This is a genomic window from Achromobacter colocynthidis (genome assembly GCF_057334535.1).
On the sequence record NZ_JBHFIZ010000038.1, the window covers coordinates 28,359 to 44,021 of the forward strand.

General features: G+C 66.0%; 14 protein-coding genes. 2 read left to right on the top strand and 12 right to left on the bottom strand.

The window, feature by feature from the left end:
* Window positions 1-73: 73 nt before the first annotated feature.
* The gene (locus tag ACE04A_RS24305; RefSeq protein ID WP_448718403.1) at window positions 74-1,171 is read right to left on the bottom strand and encodes a M14 family metallopeptidase; all 1,098 of its coding nucleotides are present in this window, start codon (window positions 1,169-1,171) and stop codon (window positions 74-76) included.
* Window positions 1,168-2,538 (bottom strand): MFS transporter, encoded by a 1,371-nt coding sequence (locus ACE04A_RS24310; protein ID WP_485820607.1) that lies wholly within the window; start codon window positions 2,536-2,538, stop codon window positions 1,168-1,170. Before ACE04A_RS24310 ends, ACE04A_RS24305 begins: the two co-directional genes overlap by 4 nt.
* A 148-nt stretch (window positions 2,539-2,686) precedes the next feature.
* On the opposite strand from ACE04A_RS24310, the gene ACE04A_RS24315 reads away from it, so the two are divergent.
* A complete protein-coding gene (locus tag ACE04A_RS24315) occupies window positions 2,687-3,583 on the top strand; it encodes a LysR substrate-binding domain-containing protein (RefSeq protein WP_259250839.1) in 897 nt (298 codons plus the stop codon).
* 101 nt (window positions 3,584-3,684) lie between these two features.
* Window positions 3,685-4,392: a FadR/GntR family transcriptional regulator gene (locus ACE04A_RS24320; RefSeq protein ID WP_259250840.1), complete on the top strand. Its 708-nt coding sequence runs from the start codon at window positions 3,685-3,687 to the stop codon at window positions 4,390-4,392.
* On the opposite strand, the gene ACE04A_RS24325 is transcribed toward ACE04A_RS24320, so the two are convergent.
* The 10 genes from ACE04A_RS24325 to ACE04A_RS24370 all read right to left on the bottom strand — a co-directional run bounded on the left by ACE04A_RS24325 (window position 4,373) and on the right by ACE04A_RS24370 (window position 15,549).
* The gene (locus ACE04A_RS24325) at window positions 4,373-5,722 is read right to left on the bottom strand and encodes an amino acid permease (RefSeq protein ID WP_448718428.1); all 1,350 of its coding nucleotides are present in this window, start codon (window positions 5,720-5,722) and stop codon (window positions 4,373-4,375) included. The genes ACE04A_RS24320 and ACE04A_RS24325 overlap by 20 nt on opposite strands.
* 163 nt (window positions 5,723-5,885) lie before the next feature.
* On the bottom strand, window positions 5,886-7,139 hold the full coding sequence (gene otnK / locus ACE04A_RS24330) for a 3-oxo-tetronate kinase (RefSeq protein ID WP_448718400.1): 1,254 nt from the start codon (window positions 7,137-7,139) through the stop codon (window positions 5,886-5,888).
* A complete protein-coding gene (gene ltnD / locus ACE04A_RS24335; protein ID WP_448718399.1) occupies window positions 7,136-8,044 on the bottom strand; it encodes an L-threonate dehydrogenase in 909 nt (302 codons plus the stop codon). Before ltnD ends, otnK begins: the two co-directional genes overlap by 4 nt.
* 84 nt (window positions 8,045-8,128) lie before the next feature.
* On the bottom strand, window positions 8,129-9,103 hold the full coding sequence (denD, locus tag ACE04A_RS24340) for a D-erythronate dehydrogenase (protein WP_448718398.1): 975 nt from the start codon (window positions 9,101-9,103) through the stop codon (window positions 8,129-8,131).
* Window positions 9,104-9,128: 25 nt separating this feature from the next.
* Complete coding sequence (gene otnI, locus ACE04A_RS24345) at window positions 9,129-9,914, bottom strand: 2-oxo-tetronate isomerase (RefSeq protein ID WP_448718397.1); 786 nt, start codon at window positions 9,912-9,914, stop codon at window positions 9,129-9,131.
* Between the two features lie 41 nt (window positions 9,915-9,955).
* Entirely contained in the window at window positions 9,956-11,317 is a 1,362-nt protein-coding gene (locus ACE04A_RS24350) for an MFS transporter (protein ID WP_448718396.1), read from the bottom strand.
* A 73-nt stretch (window positions 11,318-11,390) separates the two neighbouring features.
* Complete coding sequence (otnC, locus tag ACE04A_RS24355; protein ID WP_448718395.1) at window positions 11,391-12,029, bottom strand: 3-oxo-tetronate 4-phosphate decarboxylase; 639 nt, start codon at window positions 12,027-12,029, stop codon at window positions 11,391-11,393.
* Window positions 12,030-12,290: 261 nt separating this feature from the next.
* A complete protein-coding gene (locus ACE04A_RS24360; protein ID WP_259250846.1) occupies window positions 12,291-13,520 on the bottom strand; it encodes an MFS transporter in 1,230 nt (409 codons plus the stop codon).
* Window positions 13,521-13,556: 36 nt separating this feature from the next.
* Window positions 13,557-14,471 (bottom strand): amidohydrolase family protein, encoded by a 915-nt coding sequence (locus ACE04A_RS24365; RefSeq protein ID WP_485820608.1) that lies wholly within the window; start codon window positions 14,469-14,471, stop codon window positions 13,557-13,559.
* Window positions 14,472-14,571: 100 nt separating this feature from the next.
* A complete protein-coding gene (locus ACE04A_RS24370) occupies window positions 14,572-15,549 on the bottom strand; it encodes a Bug family tripartite tricarboxylate transporter substrate binding protein (RefSeq protein WP_485820609.1) in 978 nt (325 codons plus the stop codon).
* Window positions 15,550-15,663: the final 114 nt, after the last annotated feature.

The window sequence follows — 15,663 nt, forward strand, 5'->3', positions numbered from 1 at the left end:
CGCCGCATCATGGGGGGGGGGCCCCACCCAAGGTTTACATTGAAGGATTGCGGCGCTTGTCGAGCGCCTGGCGTCAGGACGCCGCTTCAAGCCCGCACAGCGCTTGCAGCACGGCCACGCGGCTTTGCCCCAGCACCATGCCGTGCCAGTCGTAGGCGTGGCAATAGAAAGCGTCTTGCGTGGTTTGCAGGATGTCGCGGCGCAGCGCGGCGGGGGCATCGGGGTTTGCCCGCAGCCAGTTGCGGCCGCGCAGCGCCAGCACCACGTCGTCGAAAGGCACCGTGCCGTATTCCAGGGCCATCAGCGTGGGTGACGACTGCGGGCACGCCTGGTAGATCAGGCTGGCCAGGTGGCCGGTAATGTCCACCGAGGCCGACGTGCCCTGGAACGGCACCGCGATGTCCAGGCCCCACCATTGGCGCGCGCGCGCCACTTCGGCGTCATTGCGGCGGCCGGCGTAGATTTTTTCGCCATGGCCGCGCGGCCCCAGCCCGGTATGCACGTCGATCCAGCCGATATGCGCATAGGGGCTGGCATGGGTTTCCAGGATGCGGCGCAGGTTTTCGCGCGATGCGGCAGGCGCGGCGCCGCCGTAGAACAGGCCGTCGGCGTGGGTGTATTGGCCGCGCGACACGGCTTGCGCAAACGCGGCTTGCCCATGTTCGGCCACATAGCGGGCCACATCGCGCTGGTTGTCTTCCGACGGCGGCCATTGCGCCGGCAGCAGCAGCGGATGCAGCGCGCCATAGTCCGGGTTCGCCGGCAGCGGCGTGCCATCAAAGGGCTGGACGTTACGGTTCAAATCGACATTGCCTTCGTCGGTGCGCGCCATCCACGAATAACCGTAAGGGTTCACCGCGTGTACCAGCAGCAGGGCCACGCCCGCCTGGCGCGCGCGCTTCAACATCGGCGCGTCGTCCATCAAGGAAAACTGGCAGCCCGCGCCGCAGAAGCCTTCAACGCCGTGCGTGGCGGACGTCATCACCAACAGGCGTTGCGCGTTGGGCGCGCCGATCAGCGCCACGTCGGTGGCCAAGGCTTCGCCCTCGCTGCCGCGCGCCTCGATCGGGTAGGACGCGACCGACGCGCCCAGGCGCTCGGCGTCGGCCAGGAATCGTTCGCGCGACTCCGCGTAGCTGCGGGGGAAGTAGCTGGTACTGCTGGGCATCATGCCTCCTGAGTGTCGATTGCATGGCCGGTGCGGTCCTGTATCCAGAACAGCACCACGGTGGAAAGCGTCACGGTCACCATCAAGTACCAGGCGGGCGCCATGGGGTTGCCGGTGACGTGCAGCAGCCAGGTCACGAAGAACTGCGCAAAGCCGCCAAAAACCGAGATGCCCAGACCATACACGACAGACATCCCGGTGGTGCGCACCGCCTTCGGAAACAGTTCGGGCAGCATCGTGATCACCGGCGCCGTCTGCAAAGCCAGCAACACGGCCAGCAGCGCGATCACCGTCATCAGCCGCGCCGTACTGGGCGCGGATACCAGCCACTGAAAGCAGGGCAACAAGGCGCACACCGTGGCCGCGCGCGACCAGAAGATGACCTTCTTGCGGCCCACGCGGTCGGCCAGCATGCCGACAAAGGGCGCAAGCACAAAGCCGATGGCGCCCAGCACCACGCTGGCGAACAGCGTGGACGTGGCGGGCAGGCCCAGCTCTTTGTTGGCGTAGGCGGGCATGTAGAAGCCGATGATCTGCGCGCATACCATGCCGCCGATGACCAGCAGGATGCCCTTGACGACCAGCGCCTTGTGTTCGGAGAAGACGCGGCGCAGCGGCTGGTGGGTCGGCGCGGCATGTACGGCCTCGCGCACATTCGTGGCGGTTGGCGTGGAAGCCGGGGTGGCTTGTAGCTGGGGTTCCAGAGTTTCCTCCAGGTTGCGGCGGATATAGGCGCCCACCGGCACGGTCAGGATGCCGATCACGAACGGCACGCGCCAGCCCCAGGCTTGCATCTGGTCCTTGCTGAGCGTGGCCGTCAGCAGCGCCACCGTCAGCGCGCCCAGCATCACCCCCAGCGACTGGCTGCCGAACTGCCAGCTTGAGTAAAAGCCGCGCTGGTTGGCGGGCGCGTGCTCCACCAGCAGCGTGGTCGACGCCCCGACCTCGCCGCCCGCGGCGAAACCCTGGATCAAGCGCGCCAGCACCATCAGCACGGGGCCGGCCACGCCCATCTGCGCATACGTGGGCGCGGCGGCGATCAGCGCGCAACCCAGGCCCATCAGCCACAGCGTCAGCGTCATGGCGGCGCGGGGGCCGTGGCGGGCGGCGTAGGAACCAATCAGCATGCCGCCCACCGGCCGCATCAAGAAGCCCACGCCAAAGGTGGCGGTGGTCAGCAGGAGTTGGCCGTAGCTGGAGGCGGCCGGAAAGAACAGCGGCCCGATGACCAGCATCAGAAACGTGAAGACGGTGAAGTCGAAGAACTCCAGCGCGTTGCCGATGGTGGTGCCGGCGATCACGCGCCGGCGCATCGTCGACGAATGCAAAGGCTGCTGCCCGCCGGGCGCGGCGGCGATGGCGATAGACATGTTTTCCCCTTGATGTCCGTGGCGGGGCGGTGCTCGGACCACCCGGCCCTCTAAGCCCGCCCCATCCGCGTGAATATACGGATGGCGCACGATAAGGAAAAGACAGTATTTTTGTTCCAGTGAAACCTTTTTGTTATAGCCCTGGCCCATGAACCTTCGCCAATTGCGCGCCTTTGTCCTGATTGCCGAACACGGCAGCATCCGCGCGGCCGCGCGCGCCCTGTTCGTGACGCAGCCGGCCGCCACGCGCAGCCTGCGCGAGCTTGAGCAAAGCGTGGGCGCCGAACTGGTGCGCCGCAGCGCGCGCGGCGTCGAGCTGACGCCTTATGGCGCGGCGCTGTACAAGCGCGCCGTGGTGATCCTGCAAGAGGCGCGGCGCGCGCAGGAAGAGATCGGGCAAATGCGCGACGGCGAAGGGGGTTCCTTGAACCTGGCCATCAGTTCTGCCGCCTTGACGGTGCTGCCCGCCGCGCTGGCGGCGTTTCGGGCGCGCATGCCGCGCGTGGCGGTGGCCTTCAACGAAGTGGCGCCGCCCTTCAGCCACGAACAACTAGAATCCGGCCGCTACGACTTCCTGGTGCAAACCGAATACGACGGCGACATCGACGACGGCTTTGCCCGTACCACGCTGTTCACGCTGCCCCTGGCGGTGGGCGCGCGCGCGGGCCACCCGTTGCGCCATGCACGCACGCTGGCCGACTTGCACGACGCGCTGTGGCTGCTGCCCGGCAATATCCAGGCGCCCGCCAACCTGCTGCGGCTGGCCTTTGAAGCGCACAAGCTGCCCGCGCCGCGCGACGTGATTCCGTGCCAGTCGATTGCGGTGGCGTTGGCCATCATTGCCGACAGCGACGCGCTGGGCATCTTCGTGCGCAATCTGTTTGACCACCGGCTGCTGCCGCGCGACCTGCGCATGGTGCCCTTGTCCCACGAACTACCGGCCGCGCGCGTGTCCATCCTGACCCGCGCCGATTCCCCACCCACGCCCGCCGCGCAGTGCTTTATCGATTGCCTGCTCAACGCCCATGCCTCGCCAACACGCTAGCGTTGATAGAGGACCGGTTATCATGGGCGCCGTGCCCGCCGACGGCCTTGAAACCGGCCGCTGACCCTTACCGGCCGCTCCCTCCCTCGCAGTCAAGATCCATGGTGTTCCCCCGACTTCCGTCCCCGCCCACGTTGACCGACACGGTCGCCAAGCGCCTGCTCGCCGAAATCGACGAAGGCCGCGTGCTGCCGGGTGAAAAGCTGCCCACCGAAGCCGCGCTGGCCGAGCAGTTTGGCGTCAGCCGCACCGTCATCCGCGAAGCGGTGTCGCGGCTGCGGCAGGACGGCATCGTGGAAGCGCGGCAAGGCAGCGGCGTGTACGTCACCGGGCTGACGGGCAACCGGGCCTTGCGCATCGACGCCACCGAACTCAGTTCACTGGACGCGGTGCTGCACATTGTGGATTTGCGCCGTGCGCTGGAAACCGAAATCGCGGCCCAGGCCGCGGCGGTGCGCAAAAAGCGCGACATGGTCGAGATCGACCGCGCGCTGGCCGCGATTTCACAGGCCGTGGCGGACGGCGGCGACGGCGTGAAGGAAGACGTGGCGTTTCACCGCAGCATTGCGCGCGCCACCGGCAACCCCTATTTCTTGACCACGCTGGCGTTCGTCAGCCAGTTCCTGGAAGCCGCCACCCGCGTGACGCGCGGCAACGAAGCCCGCCATGCCGACTTGATGCGCGACGTGCTGCAAGAACACGTCGCCATCGTCGAAGCCATCCGCCGGCAAGACGTGGAAGGCGCGCGCGAGGCGGCGCGCATCCACATGGTGAACGCGGCCAAGCGCCTTAGCCAGGCGCACCGCTGAGCTGCTCGCGCCGCCGGCGGGTGCCGATGCCCCAGCGCTGCGCGATCAGACCCATCAGCACAATCACGCCCGCCAGCAAGGACGTGTAGGCGACTTCGTTTCGATACGTGCCTTCCACCACCATCGTGATCAACGCAGCGATGATGCACACGATGACCGCATAGGTCAGCCACGGAAACAGCCACATCTTGAACGTCAGCTCAACGCCTTGCGCCTGTAGCCGGTAGCGCATGCGCAACTGCGACAGCGCAATGGCCAGATACACGAACAACGCGATGGTGCCGGTGGCCTGCATCAGCACGTCGTACAGATCCATCTTTGACGTGGCCATCATCCACACCGCCACGAACGCGAACGCGCTGGAAATCAGCACCCCCACATACGGCGTGCCGGTGCGGCGGCCGGTCACCTGCATGATGCGATGCGCGTCGCCTCGCCGCGACAGCGAATACAACATGCGCGACGCGGTGTACAAGGCCGAATTGAAGCAACTGCACACGGACGTCAGCACGATGAAGTTGACGATGGCCTGCGCGTACGGCACGCCCAACCTGCTGAGCGCCACGTTATAGCTGCCGTGCGTGGGCTGCGACAGCAGCGGGTCGTTGTACGGCACCAGGCAGACGATGATGAAGATGGAGCCCACGTAGAACAGGCAGATCCGCCACACTACCGAGCGCGTGGTCCTGATGATTTCACGCGCGGGGTCGGCGGATTCGGCGGCGGCCACCGTCACGATTTCCGCGCCGATGAAGGCGAACATCACGCCCAGCATGGCCACCACCACCGACTTGATGCCATTGGGCATGAAGCCCTGCGCCGTCAACTGCGACACGCCGCGCGCTTCGCCCCAGGGCCACAGATGCACCACCGCCAGGCTGCCGATGATCAGGAAGGCCACGATGGCAATCACCTTGATCAGCGCGAACCAGAATTCGAATTCGCCGTAGTTGCGCACGTTCATAAAGTTGACGACGATGAGCGCCACAGTGATGAAGAGCGCATAGCCCCAGTCGGGCACCATCGGAAACCAGCCGTGCAGGATCTGCCCGGCCACATAGGCTTCCCAGCCCATCAGCAAGGCCCAGAAATACCAGTACAGCCAGCCGATGGTGAAGCCCGCCCAGCGCCCGATGGCGCGGTCGGCGTAGGTGGAGAATGACCCCGTGTCGGGCTGCGCAACAGCCATTTCGCCCAGCATGCGCATGGCCAGAATGACGAGGATGCCGCCGCCCAGGTACGCCAGGATGACGGCCGGCCCCGCCAGCGCGATCTGCTTGCCGGACCCGACGAACAACGCCGCCCCGATGACCCCGGCGATCGACATCATCGTCAGGTGACGCGACTTCAAGCCGCCCTTGAGCTCGGTGTTTTGTTTGCTGGCCAATGCCCTGCTCCTGTATCTACTGCTGCTTTTGCTGCTGCTTTTGCTGCTGCTTTTGCTGCTGCTTTTGCTGCTGCTTTTGCTGCTGCTTTTGCAGCTATCTCCGGCCTTAGCCGAATGCCTTGGTGAAAAAATCCCGCGTGCCGAAATTGCCGGACTTCAGCGCGATGCTGACGTCGCCACGCGCCACCGGCGTGTAGCCGGCGCACCACGGCACGCCCGGGTCGATCTGCTCGCCGATTGCCATCTGCTGCAAGCCCAGCGCCTGCACCACGGCGCCCGACGTTTCACCGCCCGCAACAATCAATTGGCGCACGCCGCGTTCAACCAGCCCGACCGCGATACGCGCAATGGCCGCTTCGATCAGTGCGCCCGCTCGCGCCACGCCCAGCGCGCCTTGCGCCGCCTTGACCGCATCGGGCTCGGCGGTGGAATAGACCAGCACCGGGCCGTCCTGCATGCGCGGCTCGGCCCAGTCCAGCACCTGCGCCACCACATCCTCGTCCGTTGCCAGCCGCATCGGGTCCAGCGCCAGCGCCGGCCGACCGCTGTCGATAAACGCCGCCACCTGCGCATTGGTGGCGCTGGAGCAGCTACCCGCCACCACGGCCTGCAAGCCCGGCGCGCGAACCTGGCTGGCGGCGCTGGTGGGTGCCAGGCCCCAGTTGCCCGGCAGGCCGATCGCCACGCCGGAGCCCGCCGTCACCAGCGGCATGCCGCGCAGCGCCGGGCCCAGCCGCAGCAGATCATCGTTGGACACCGCGTCCACAATCGCAATCTCCACGCCCTCGCCTTGCAAGGCCTGCATGCGCGCAAGAATCGCGTCGCCCCCCGCGGCCACCACGCTGTAGTCGATCAGCCCGACCTTGCGCGTGGTCTGCGCCTGCAACACGCGCACGAGGTTCGGGTCGGTCATCGGTGTCAGCGGGTGATGCTGCATGCCCGATTCGTTCAGCAGCACGTCGCCCGCGAACAGGTAGCCCTTGAAGACGGTGCGCTTGTTGTCAGGAAACGCGGGCGTGGCGATGGTGAAGCGCGTGCCCAGCCGCGTCATCAAGGCATCGGTCACCGGCCCGATATTGCCGTCCGGCGTGCTGTCGAAGGTGGAGCAGTATTTGAAGTAGATCTGCTCGGCGCCTTGCTGCTGCAACCATTCCAGCGCGGCCAGGGATTGCGCCACGGCGTCTTCCACCGGCAGCGTGCGCGTTTTCAATGCCACCACCACGGCGTCCGCGTCGGCGCGCAAAGGCTCGCCCGGTACGCCTATGGTTTGCACCGTGCGCATGCCCGCGCGCACCAGGTTGTTGGCCAGGTCGGTGGCGCCCGTGAAGTCGTCGGCGATACAGCCCAGTTTGATACTCATTTGGCCTCCGGCAATTTGATGCCAGGAAAAATCTTGATGACGGCGCTGTCGTCCTCGCGGCCATGCCCGGCCGTAGACGCCTGCATGAACATCTGATGCGCGGTGGACGCCAGCGGCAGCGGAAACTTGCTGTGCCGCGCGGTGTCCAGCACCAGCCCCAGGTCCTTCACAAAAATATCCACGGCCGACAAGGGCGTGTAGTCGGCCGCCAACACATGGGGCATGCGGTTTTCGAACATCCAGCTATTGCCGGCGCTGTGCGTGATGACCTCGTACAGCGCGTCCGCATCCACGCCTTCGCGCAAGCCCAGCGCCATGGCTTCGGCCGCGACGGCAATGTGTACGCCGGCCAGCAGTTGGTTGATGATCTTGACCTTGCTGCCCGCGCCCGCGCGGTCACCCAGCCGGTAGACCTTGCCGGCCATGGATTCCAGCACCGCGCCGCAGGCGGCGTAGGCCGCTGCGCTGCCCGCCGTCATCATCGTCATCTGGCCGGCGGCGGCCTTGGCCGCCCCGCCCGAGATCGGCGCGTCCAGGTACAGGATGCCCAGTTCGGCCAGGCGCGACTCCAGCGCGATGGACCAGTTGGGGTCCACGGTGGAGCACATCACGAATACCGCGCCGGGGCGCAGCGCGGCGGCGATACCGCCGTCGCCATACAGCACGGCTTCGGTCTGCTGCGCGTTGACGACCACACTCACGACGATGTCGCAGGCGGCGGCCATGTCGGCCAACGTGGCGCAGGCCACGCCGCCTTCGGCGGCGAAGGCGGCGGCGGCCTCGGGGCGGATGTCATAGACGTGCACCTCGTGGCCGGCGCGGCGCAGGCTTTGGGCAATGCCCGCGCCCATGGCGCCCAGGCCGATGACGCCGACGCGGCGGGGTGAGGGTTGCGGATGGCTCATGGCGGTGTCGTCCGGAATGTCGATGGGAATGGCGATAGGAAAGTGTCGATACGGCGTGTCGATACGGAAGCGTCACGCCGAGCTTCAGCGCGGCAGGTCGTCTGCCAGGTAAGCGCGGATGATGTCGGCAAAGCTCTTGTCGCCCGCCAAGCCCAGACGGTTGGCGCGGCTGGTGTCCCAACGGCCGGGCCAACTGCCCACAATGCGTTCCACCCGTTCATCCGGCCGCCAGGTAATACGGTCAGCCACGGCGTCGCCCGCTACGTCGCGCAGCGCCTGCTCCATGTCGGCCACGGTGACGGACACGCCCGGCAGGTTGATCGGCGCGCGGTCGGCCACGGCGTCAGCGGGCAGTTCGCAACCGGCGATCAGCGCTTGAATGGCGCCACGCGGCGACAGCAGCCACAGGCGGGTGTCGGGGCCCACCGGGCACACGGCGTTTTCGCCATTGAGCGGTTCGCGGATGATGCCGCTGGCAAACGACGAGGCGGCCGCGTTGGGCCGACCGGGGCGCACGCTGATGGTGGGCAAGCGCAGCACGCGCCCATCCACGAAGCCGCGCCGCGTGTAGTCGGCCAGCAGCAGTTCGGCAATGGCCTTCTGCGTGCCGTAGGACGACTGCGGGCTCAAGGCGGTGTCGTCGCGCACGGTATCAGGCAAGTCGCCGCCATACACCGCCACCGAGCTGGTGAAGATCACGCGCGGCTGATGGCCCAGCGCGCGGCACACGTCCAGCAAGGCGCGCGAGGCATCCAGGTTGATACGCATGCCCAGATCGAAATCCGCCTCGGCCTGGCCGCTGACGATGGCCGCCAGGTGAAAGACGACGCGCGTATCGGTGTCGATGGCGTCGCGCAGCACGGCGGGGTCGGCGATGTCGCCCACCCGCGAATGTACGCGCTTGTCGGTGAATGCGTCGGTCTTGACGACGTCCAGCAGGTCGATGCGCGTAATGGCTTGCGGGCCGCTGGCGTCCAGCGTCAGCGTGCCTTGCTCAAGCAGTTGTCGAGCCAGCCGCTGGCCCAGGAATCCGGCGCCGCCGGTGATCAGGATTTTCATGGTGGGGTGCTCGCTTCTTGTTGACTCAGTGCTTGGCCAGATAGGCTTGGGCCCAGCCCAGGCCCGCGCGCGTGCCGGCCTTGGGGCGGTATTCGCAGCCGACCCAGCCGGCATAGCCCAGCGCGTCGATGCGGTCGAATAGATAGGGGTAGTTCAGTTCGCCCAGGTTGGGCTCGTGGCGGTCGGGCACGCCGGCAATCTGGACGTGCCCGATGCCGGCCATGTCGCGCTCCAGCTTCACGGCGATATCGCCTTCGACGATCTGGCAGTGATAGCAATCGAACTGCACCTTCAGATTGGCCGCGCCAACCTCGGCGCAAATGGCCTGGGCCTCGTCTTGGCGGTTCAGAAAGAAGCCGGGGATGTCGCGCGTGTTGATGGGTTCGATCACCACGGTGATACCCGCCGATGCAGCGGCGCTGGCTGCACGCGCCAGGTTCCGCACATACACCGCGCGATGCGCCGCGCGGTCTTGATCAGGCCGGATCAGGCCCGCCATCACGTGCAGGCTGCGGTTGCCCAATTGCGCCGCATAGCCAAGCGCCTGGTCCAGGCCGCGCAGGAACTCGTCTTCACGGCCCGGCAGCGACGCAATGCCGCGCTCGCCCGCCGCCCAATCACCGGGCGGCGCATTGAACAAGGCTTGCGTCAGCCCGTTATCTTGCAGCCGCGCACGGATGTCGGCGGCGGCGAAGTCGTAGGGGAACAGAAACTCCACCCCCTGGAACCCGTCACTGGCGGCGGCCTGGAAGCGGTCCAGGAAGGGGTGCTCGTTGTACATCATGGTCAGGTTGGCGGCCAGGCGCGGCATGGCGGGTCCTTATTGATTGGGGTGGCGTGGGCGTCGGGCCATCAACGGTTGACCAACTTGGCTGGCGTAAACCAGACCGCGATGGCGCCGATGACCAGCACGGCGGCCAGCACATACATGCCGGACGCGGTGGATTGGGTCAGGTCTTTCAGGTAGCCGATCATGTAGGGGCTGGCGAAGCCCGCCAAGTTGCCAACCGAGTTCACGATGGCGATGCCCGCCGCCGCCGCGGTGCCCGACAAGAAGGCCGTGGGCAAGGACCAGAACAGCGGCGCGCACGTCAGCACGCCGGCGGCGGCCAGGGACAGGCAGACCAGCGAAATAACCGTGCTGTCGGCAAAGGACGCCGCGGCGGTAAAGCCCACCGCGCCCGCCAGCGCCGGCACGATCAAGTGCCAGCGGCGTTCACGTCGCTTGTCGGCCGAGTGGCCAAGCAGGTTCATCACGATGATGGCGCAGATGAACGGAATGGCGCTTAGCAGGCCGATGTTGAAGGCGCCCGTCACGCCCGTCGATTTGATCAGCGTGGGCATCCAGAAGGTCAGGCCGTACTGGCCCGCCACGAAGGCGAAGTAGATCAGGCACATCCACCACACGCGCTTGTCGGAAAACACCGCGCGCAGCGAGTGTTTTTGCGTGCCCGTCTGCTTCTGGTCCTGTTCGATCTCGCGCGTCAGCAACTGCTTTTCATCCGCGGTCAGCCATTTGGCGCTGGCGATGCCGTTGTCCAGGTACATGATGGTGATCACCCCGATAAGCAGCGCGGGGATGGCTTCAATCAGGAACATCCACTGCCAGCCCTGCAAGCCATGCGTGCCGTGAAAGGCTTCCATGATCCAGCCCGACAGCGGGTTGCCGAAAATGCCGGCCACGGGAATGGCGGACATGAACAACGCGATGATCTTGGCGCGGCGATGCGCGGGATACCAGTAGGTCAGGTACAGGATGACGCCGGGGTAGAACCCCGCTTCGGCCAGACCAAGCAGGAAGCGCAGGATGTAGAAGCCGGAGGGCGTTTCCACGAACATGAACATGCCGGAAAGAATGCCCCAGGTGATCATGATGCGCGCGATCCAGATGCGCGCGCCCAGGCGGTGCATGAGCAGGTTGCTGGGCACTTCAAAAAGGAAGTAGCCGATGAAGAACACGCCGGCGCCCAGGCCGAACACGGTTTCGCTGAAGCCCAGGTCTTGCGACATTTGCAGCTTGGCGAAGCCGACGTTGACGCGGTCCAGATACGCGATGACATAGCAAAGCATCAAGAACGGCACGAGCCGCCAGAACACCTTGGCGTAGGCGCGCGCGGTTTCCAGGGAGTCAGGCTGCGGCGCGCCAGCGGCGGCGGTGTCCGGGATACCGGGTTTGCCAGGCGCCGTGCCGGACGTCAAATCCATCGGGGGCATGCATCGTCTCCAAAAGAATGCGCCGACCCGGTCCGCCACACGGCGGCCAGACGGCTTTGTACAGGTGAGGGAACTAGTAGCGCGCGCCGAAGGTGGCGCGAAGTTCATCGATGGCCTGGGCGGACAGCGGCGCGGGGCGCGGCTGGCTCATCAGCCACAGGCGGGCGGTTTCTTCCAGCTCTTCCAGCGCATACGACGCATGCGCCACCGAGCGTTCCCACACCACCGGCCCCAGCCTTTCGAACAGCGCGCCACGCACCTGCCCCGCCACGGCGGCCACGTCTGCGGCGGCTTGCGGGTCGCCCGGCCGGCGATACGCGATCAAGGGAATGCGCCCCACCTTCATGACCTGATAAGGCGTGATGGGCGGCAGCACTTCGTCAGGCCGCCACACGCCGGCAAGCGTCAAGGCCACCAGATGCGTGGAATGCGTGTGGATGATGCCGCGCGATTCGGGGCTGGCGCGATAGATGCCCTGATGCAGCACCAGCGTCTTGGACGGCTTGGTGCCGGACACCCAGTTGCCGTCCAGATCGACCTTGGCCAGATCGGCGGGGTCCAGCCGCCCCAGGCAAGCGTCGGTCGGGGTGATGAGCCATCCATCATCCAACCGGGCGCTGATGTTGCCGGCTGCGCCCACGGTGTAGCCGCGTTGATAGAGGCTGGCGCCGACGACGCAGATTTCCTCACGGATTCGGGTTTCATCAGTCATGAAAAAACCCCTGTTCGGCAGGGGTGCATGTCTGGAATAAGCGGCGCGAAAAGTTCGGCGCGGATCTCGGCTGGGCCAGCATGATGGGATGTCTCTTGTGTTGAATTTATCGGGTCATCATACAAATTTAATGATCGCGGCCATATCGGGTAAACCCTTAAACAGCCAAACAAAAGGCCCGGGCAGATGCCCAGGCCCCACGGACGAAAACTAGCGCGAACAGCAGCGTCTATGCGAGCGCAAAGACAGCCTGCGCGGCGCTTATTCCAGCACGCGCCCCTTCGTCTCGGGCAAGAGCAGCGCCGTCACGATCACCACCGCGTACGCCCCCGTGGCAAACGCGCCGATGGCCCAACCCAGCCCGTGCGTCTGGCTAAGAAAGCCGACCAGGCTGGGAAACAGCGCACCAATGCCGCGCCCGAAGTTGTAGGCAAACCCTTGGCCCGATGCCCGCACGCCAGACGGGAACAGCTCGGTCAGGTAAGCGCCGATGCCGCTGAAAATGCCCGACGCGGCAAAGCCCAGCGGAAACCCCAGGAACAGCATCTGGTGATCAGTCAGCGGCACCTGCGTGTACACATAAACGCTGATGGTCGACAGCACCGAGAAGATCAACAGGTTTGCGCGACGGCCCAGGCGGTCGGCCAGATAAGCCCCCGCAATGTAGCCGCAGAACGAGCCGAAAATAATGACCATCAGGTAACCGCCCGTGTTCAGCACCGACAGTTGGCGCTCCACCTTCAGATAGGTTGGCAACCACGTGGTGATGGCGTAGTAACCGCCCTGCACGCCCGTGCAAAGAATGGCCGTGATGACAGTGGTCTTGATCAGCGCGGGCGAAAAGATCGTCCAGAACGACGCGCGCGCCTCGCCCGCCTGCACCTTGGCCTGGGCGCGCTGGAACACTTCGGGTTCGGGCACGTTCTTGCGGATGTACAGCACCAGGAAAGCGGGCAGCACGCCGATCCAGAACAGGCTGCGCCATGCCCATTCCGGCGGCAACAACGAGAACGCCACGGTGTACAAGATCGCCGCCGCGCCCCACCCCACGGCCCAGCCGCTTTGCACGGTGCCCACCGCTTTGCCTCGGTGTTCGGCGCGCACGATCTCGCCCATCAACACCGAGCCCACGGCCCACTCGCCGCCAAAGCCCAGGCCTTGCAACGCGCGCAGCACGAACAACTGTTCGAAGTTCTGCGCGAAGCCAATGGCCACGGTGCATGCCGAAAACCACAGGATCGTGTATTGCAGGACGCGCACGCGGCCATAGCGGTCGGCCAGGATGCCGGCCAGCCAACCGCCAATGGCGGAGAACAGCAGCGTTACCGTGCCCAGCATGCCCGCCTGGCCCTTGTCGATGCCCCACAGGGTCATCAACGTGGCGATCACGAAGGTGAACACCATGAAGTCCAGGGCGTCGATGGCCCATCCGCCGAACGCGGCAATGAAGGTGCGGCGTTCGGTCTTGTTCAGCTCTCTATACCACTGCATGGTTTGTCTCTTGAATAGTTCTGAAGGGGCGTGCGCTTAGCGCGCCGGGGTGAAGCCATACAGGCGTTCGGGGTTGCTGACCAGGATGCGGTGGCGCACGTCGGCATCCGGCGCCCATTGCGCAAGCTGGTTACGCAAGCGGCCCGTGTTGACCATGCGCGTTTGATGCACGTGGGGCCAGTCGCTGCCCCACAGCATGCGGTCGGGAGCGGTGTCGATCAGCGTCTGCGCCCACGGCGTCACGTCGCTGAAATCGTCGAAGCGGTCGCTGATGCGGTAGGCGCCTGACAACTTCACCCACCAACCGTGGTCGCGCACCAGATGCTGCAAGGCCAGAAAGCCCGCACTGTCGGTGCCATCGGCCACCGGCATGTGCCCCATGTGGTCCACCACGCCCGGCACCGGCAGCTTGCGCATGCGCGGCAGCAGGTCGGGTAGTTGGCGCGCATCCATCAGAAACTGCATGTGCCAGCCCAAGCCGGCAATACGATGCGCCAGCGTTTCCATGGCGTCAAAGCCGATGCCACCGCCAAACAAGACGTTGATGCGCAGGCCGCGCACGCCGGCGGCATGCATGGCTTCAAGTTCCTGGGCGCTGACGTCGGGCGCGACGACGCCCACGCCACGCAACTGGTCGGGATGACGGCGCAGCACTTCCAGCATGTAGCGGTTGTCGGTGCCGTACACGCTGATCTGCACCAGCACACCACGCGACATGCCGGTTTGGCGCAGCATGCCCAGGTAGGCGGATTCCGGCGCGGGCGGCGGCGTGTAGGTGCGCTCGGGCACGAGCGGATACGCGCGGCTGTCGGCGGCAACCACGTGCGCATGCGTGTCGCAGGCGCCGGGCGGAATGTCGAACGTGGCGGCGTCCATGTCGGGCAACGGGGCCAGGCACAGCGGCGGTTCTTGAGACGGCTGGCCGGACGGGGTGGACGGGATGGTACTCATGCGTATGTCTCCTTGTTTCATGATCGCTTGGTGATCATGCCAGCAGATCGGGGTGGCGCCAAAGGAACTGGCAACAAAGCGGCTGGCGCCACCCCGGCCTTCAATTGACGGTGATGTTGGCGTCCTGGATCAAGGCCGCGAAGTGCGGCACGTCACGCGCGATCAAGGCCTGGAATGCCGCCGCGCCCTGGTCTTTGCCGACGGGCGCCTGCGCCGCCAGCTTGTCCAATGAATCGCGCACGCCGGGGCTGTTCAAGGCTGCCGCCAGCGCCCGCTCCAGGCGCGCGATGACGGCGGGTGGCGTGCCGGCCGGTGCGGCGATGCCGTTCCAGACGCTCATGTTGAAGTCCGGTACGCCAGCTTCCGCAAACGTCGGTACATCCGGAATCTGCGGCAGGCGCGAGGCGCTGGCCACGGCCAGGGCCGTGACGCGCTTGCCTTCATGGATGGGAATCATCGTCACAGTCTGGTCGATCACCGCGTCCACCGTGCCGGCCATCAGGTCGGCGATGGCCGGTCCCGCCCCGCGATACGGAATCTGCATGCCCTGGGTCTGCGTCACGTGCATGAAGTAGGCCGCTGCGATGTGGCTGGTGGAGCCGGACCCCGCATTGCCGAAGTTCACCTCCGCACCGTTCTTCTTCATGCGCGCAACGAAGTCGGACAACGTGGTGATGCCGCTTTTCTTGCTGACCGACAGCACCATCGGCACCGTGGCCACCAGGCCGATGGCGGCCATGTCGCGGCGCGGATCAAACTTGGCCTTGGGATACAGCGACGGCGCAATCGCCAGCGACCCCATGTTGCCGAAGGTGATGGTGTAGCCATCGGGCGCGGCGCGCGTCACGCGCTGATTGCCGATCATGGTGCCGCCGCCGCCCAGGTTTTCCACAACGACGGTCTGGCCCAGGTTCTCGCCCATGGCCTGCGCCACGATGCGGGCCAGGCCATCGGTGGAGCCGCCCGCCGCATAGGGCACCACCATCGAGATGGACCGCGTGGGGTAGTCCTGCGCGCTGGCGTTGGCGCCAAGCGCAAGCAGGCCGACGGCCAGGGCCGCCCGCAATGTCTTCTTCATGTCTCGCTCCTTGCTGTATGTGCCGGCGATAGCCGGCCCCTCCGCCTGGTACCGGCGGTTGTGGGTGATGCAGGTTTAAAAAAAAGCGCGGACCATGCCGCGCCGTAGGATGAA

Excerpts from the sequence above, each read along its gene's own strand:
- ACE04A_RS24365 (WP_485820608.1), bottom strand. The coding sequence starts at position 14,471 with ATGAGTACCATCCCGTCCACCCCGTCCGGCCAGCCGTCTCAAGAACCG.
- ACE04A_RS24310 (WP_485820607.1), bottom strand. The coding sequence starts at position 2,538 with ATGTCTATCGCCATCGCCGCCGCGCCCGGCGGGCAGCAGCCTTTGCAT.
- otnI (WP_448718397.1), bottom strand. The coding sequence starts at position 9,914 with ATGCCGCGCCTGGCCGCCAACCTGACCATGATGTACAACGAGCACCCC.
- ACE04A_RS24325 (WP_448718428.1), bottom strand. The coding sequence starts at position 5,722 with ATGATGTCGATCGCCGGGGTCATCGGGGCGGCGTTGTTCGTCGGGTCC.
- ACE04A_RS24360 (WP_259250846.1), bottom strand. The coding sequence starts at position 13,520 with ATGCAGTGGTATAGAGAGCTGAACAAGACCGAACGCCGCACCTTCATT.
- ACE04A_RS24320 (WP_259250840.1), top strand. The coding sequence starts at position 3,685 with ATGGTGTTCCCCCGACTTCCGTCCCCGCCCACGTTGACCGACACGGTC.
- denD (WP_448718398.1), bottom strand. The coding sequence starts at position 9,103 with ATGAAAATCCTGATCACCGGCGGCGCCGGATTCCTGGGCCAGCGGCTG.
- otnK (WP_448718400.1), bottom strand. The coding sequence starts at position 7,139 with ATGAGTATCAAACTGGGCTGTATCGCCGACGACTTCACGGGCGCCACC.
- ACE04A_RS24315 (WP_259250839.1), top strand. The coding sequence starts at position 2,687 with ATGAACCTTCGCCAATTGCGCGCCTTTGTCCTGATTGCCGAACACGGC.
- ACE04A_RS24370 (WP_485820609.1), bottom strand. The coding sequence starts at position 15,549 with ATGAAGAAGACATTGCGGGCGGCCCTGGCCGTCGGCCTGCTTGCGCTT.
- otnC (WP_448718395.1), bottom strand. The coding sequence starts at position 12,029 with ATGACTGATGAAACCCGAATCCGTGAGGAAATCTGCGTCGTCGGCGCC.
- ltnD (WP_448718399.1), bottom strand. The coding sequence starts at position 8,044 with ATGAGCCATCCGCAACCCTCACCCCGCCGCGTCGGCGTCATCGGCCTG.
- ACE04A_RS24350 (WP_448718396.1), bottom strand. The coding sequence starts at position 11,317 with ATGCCCCCGATGGATTTGACGTCCGGCACGGCGCCTGGCAAACCCGGT.
- ACE04A_RS24305 (WP_448718403.1), bottom strand. The coding sequence starts at position 1,171 with ATGATGCCCAGCAGTACCAGCTACTTCCCCCGCAGCTACGCGGAGTCG.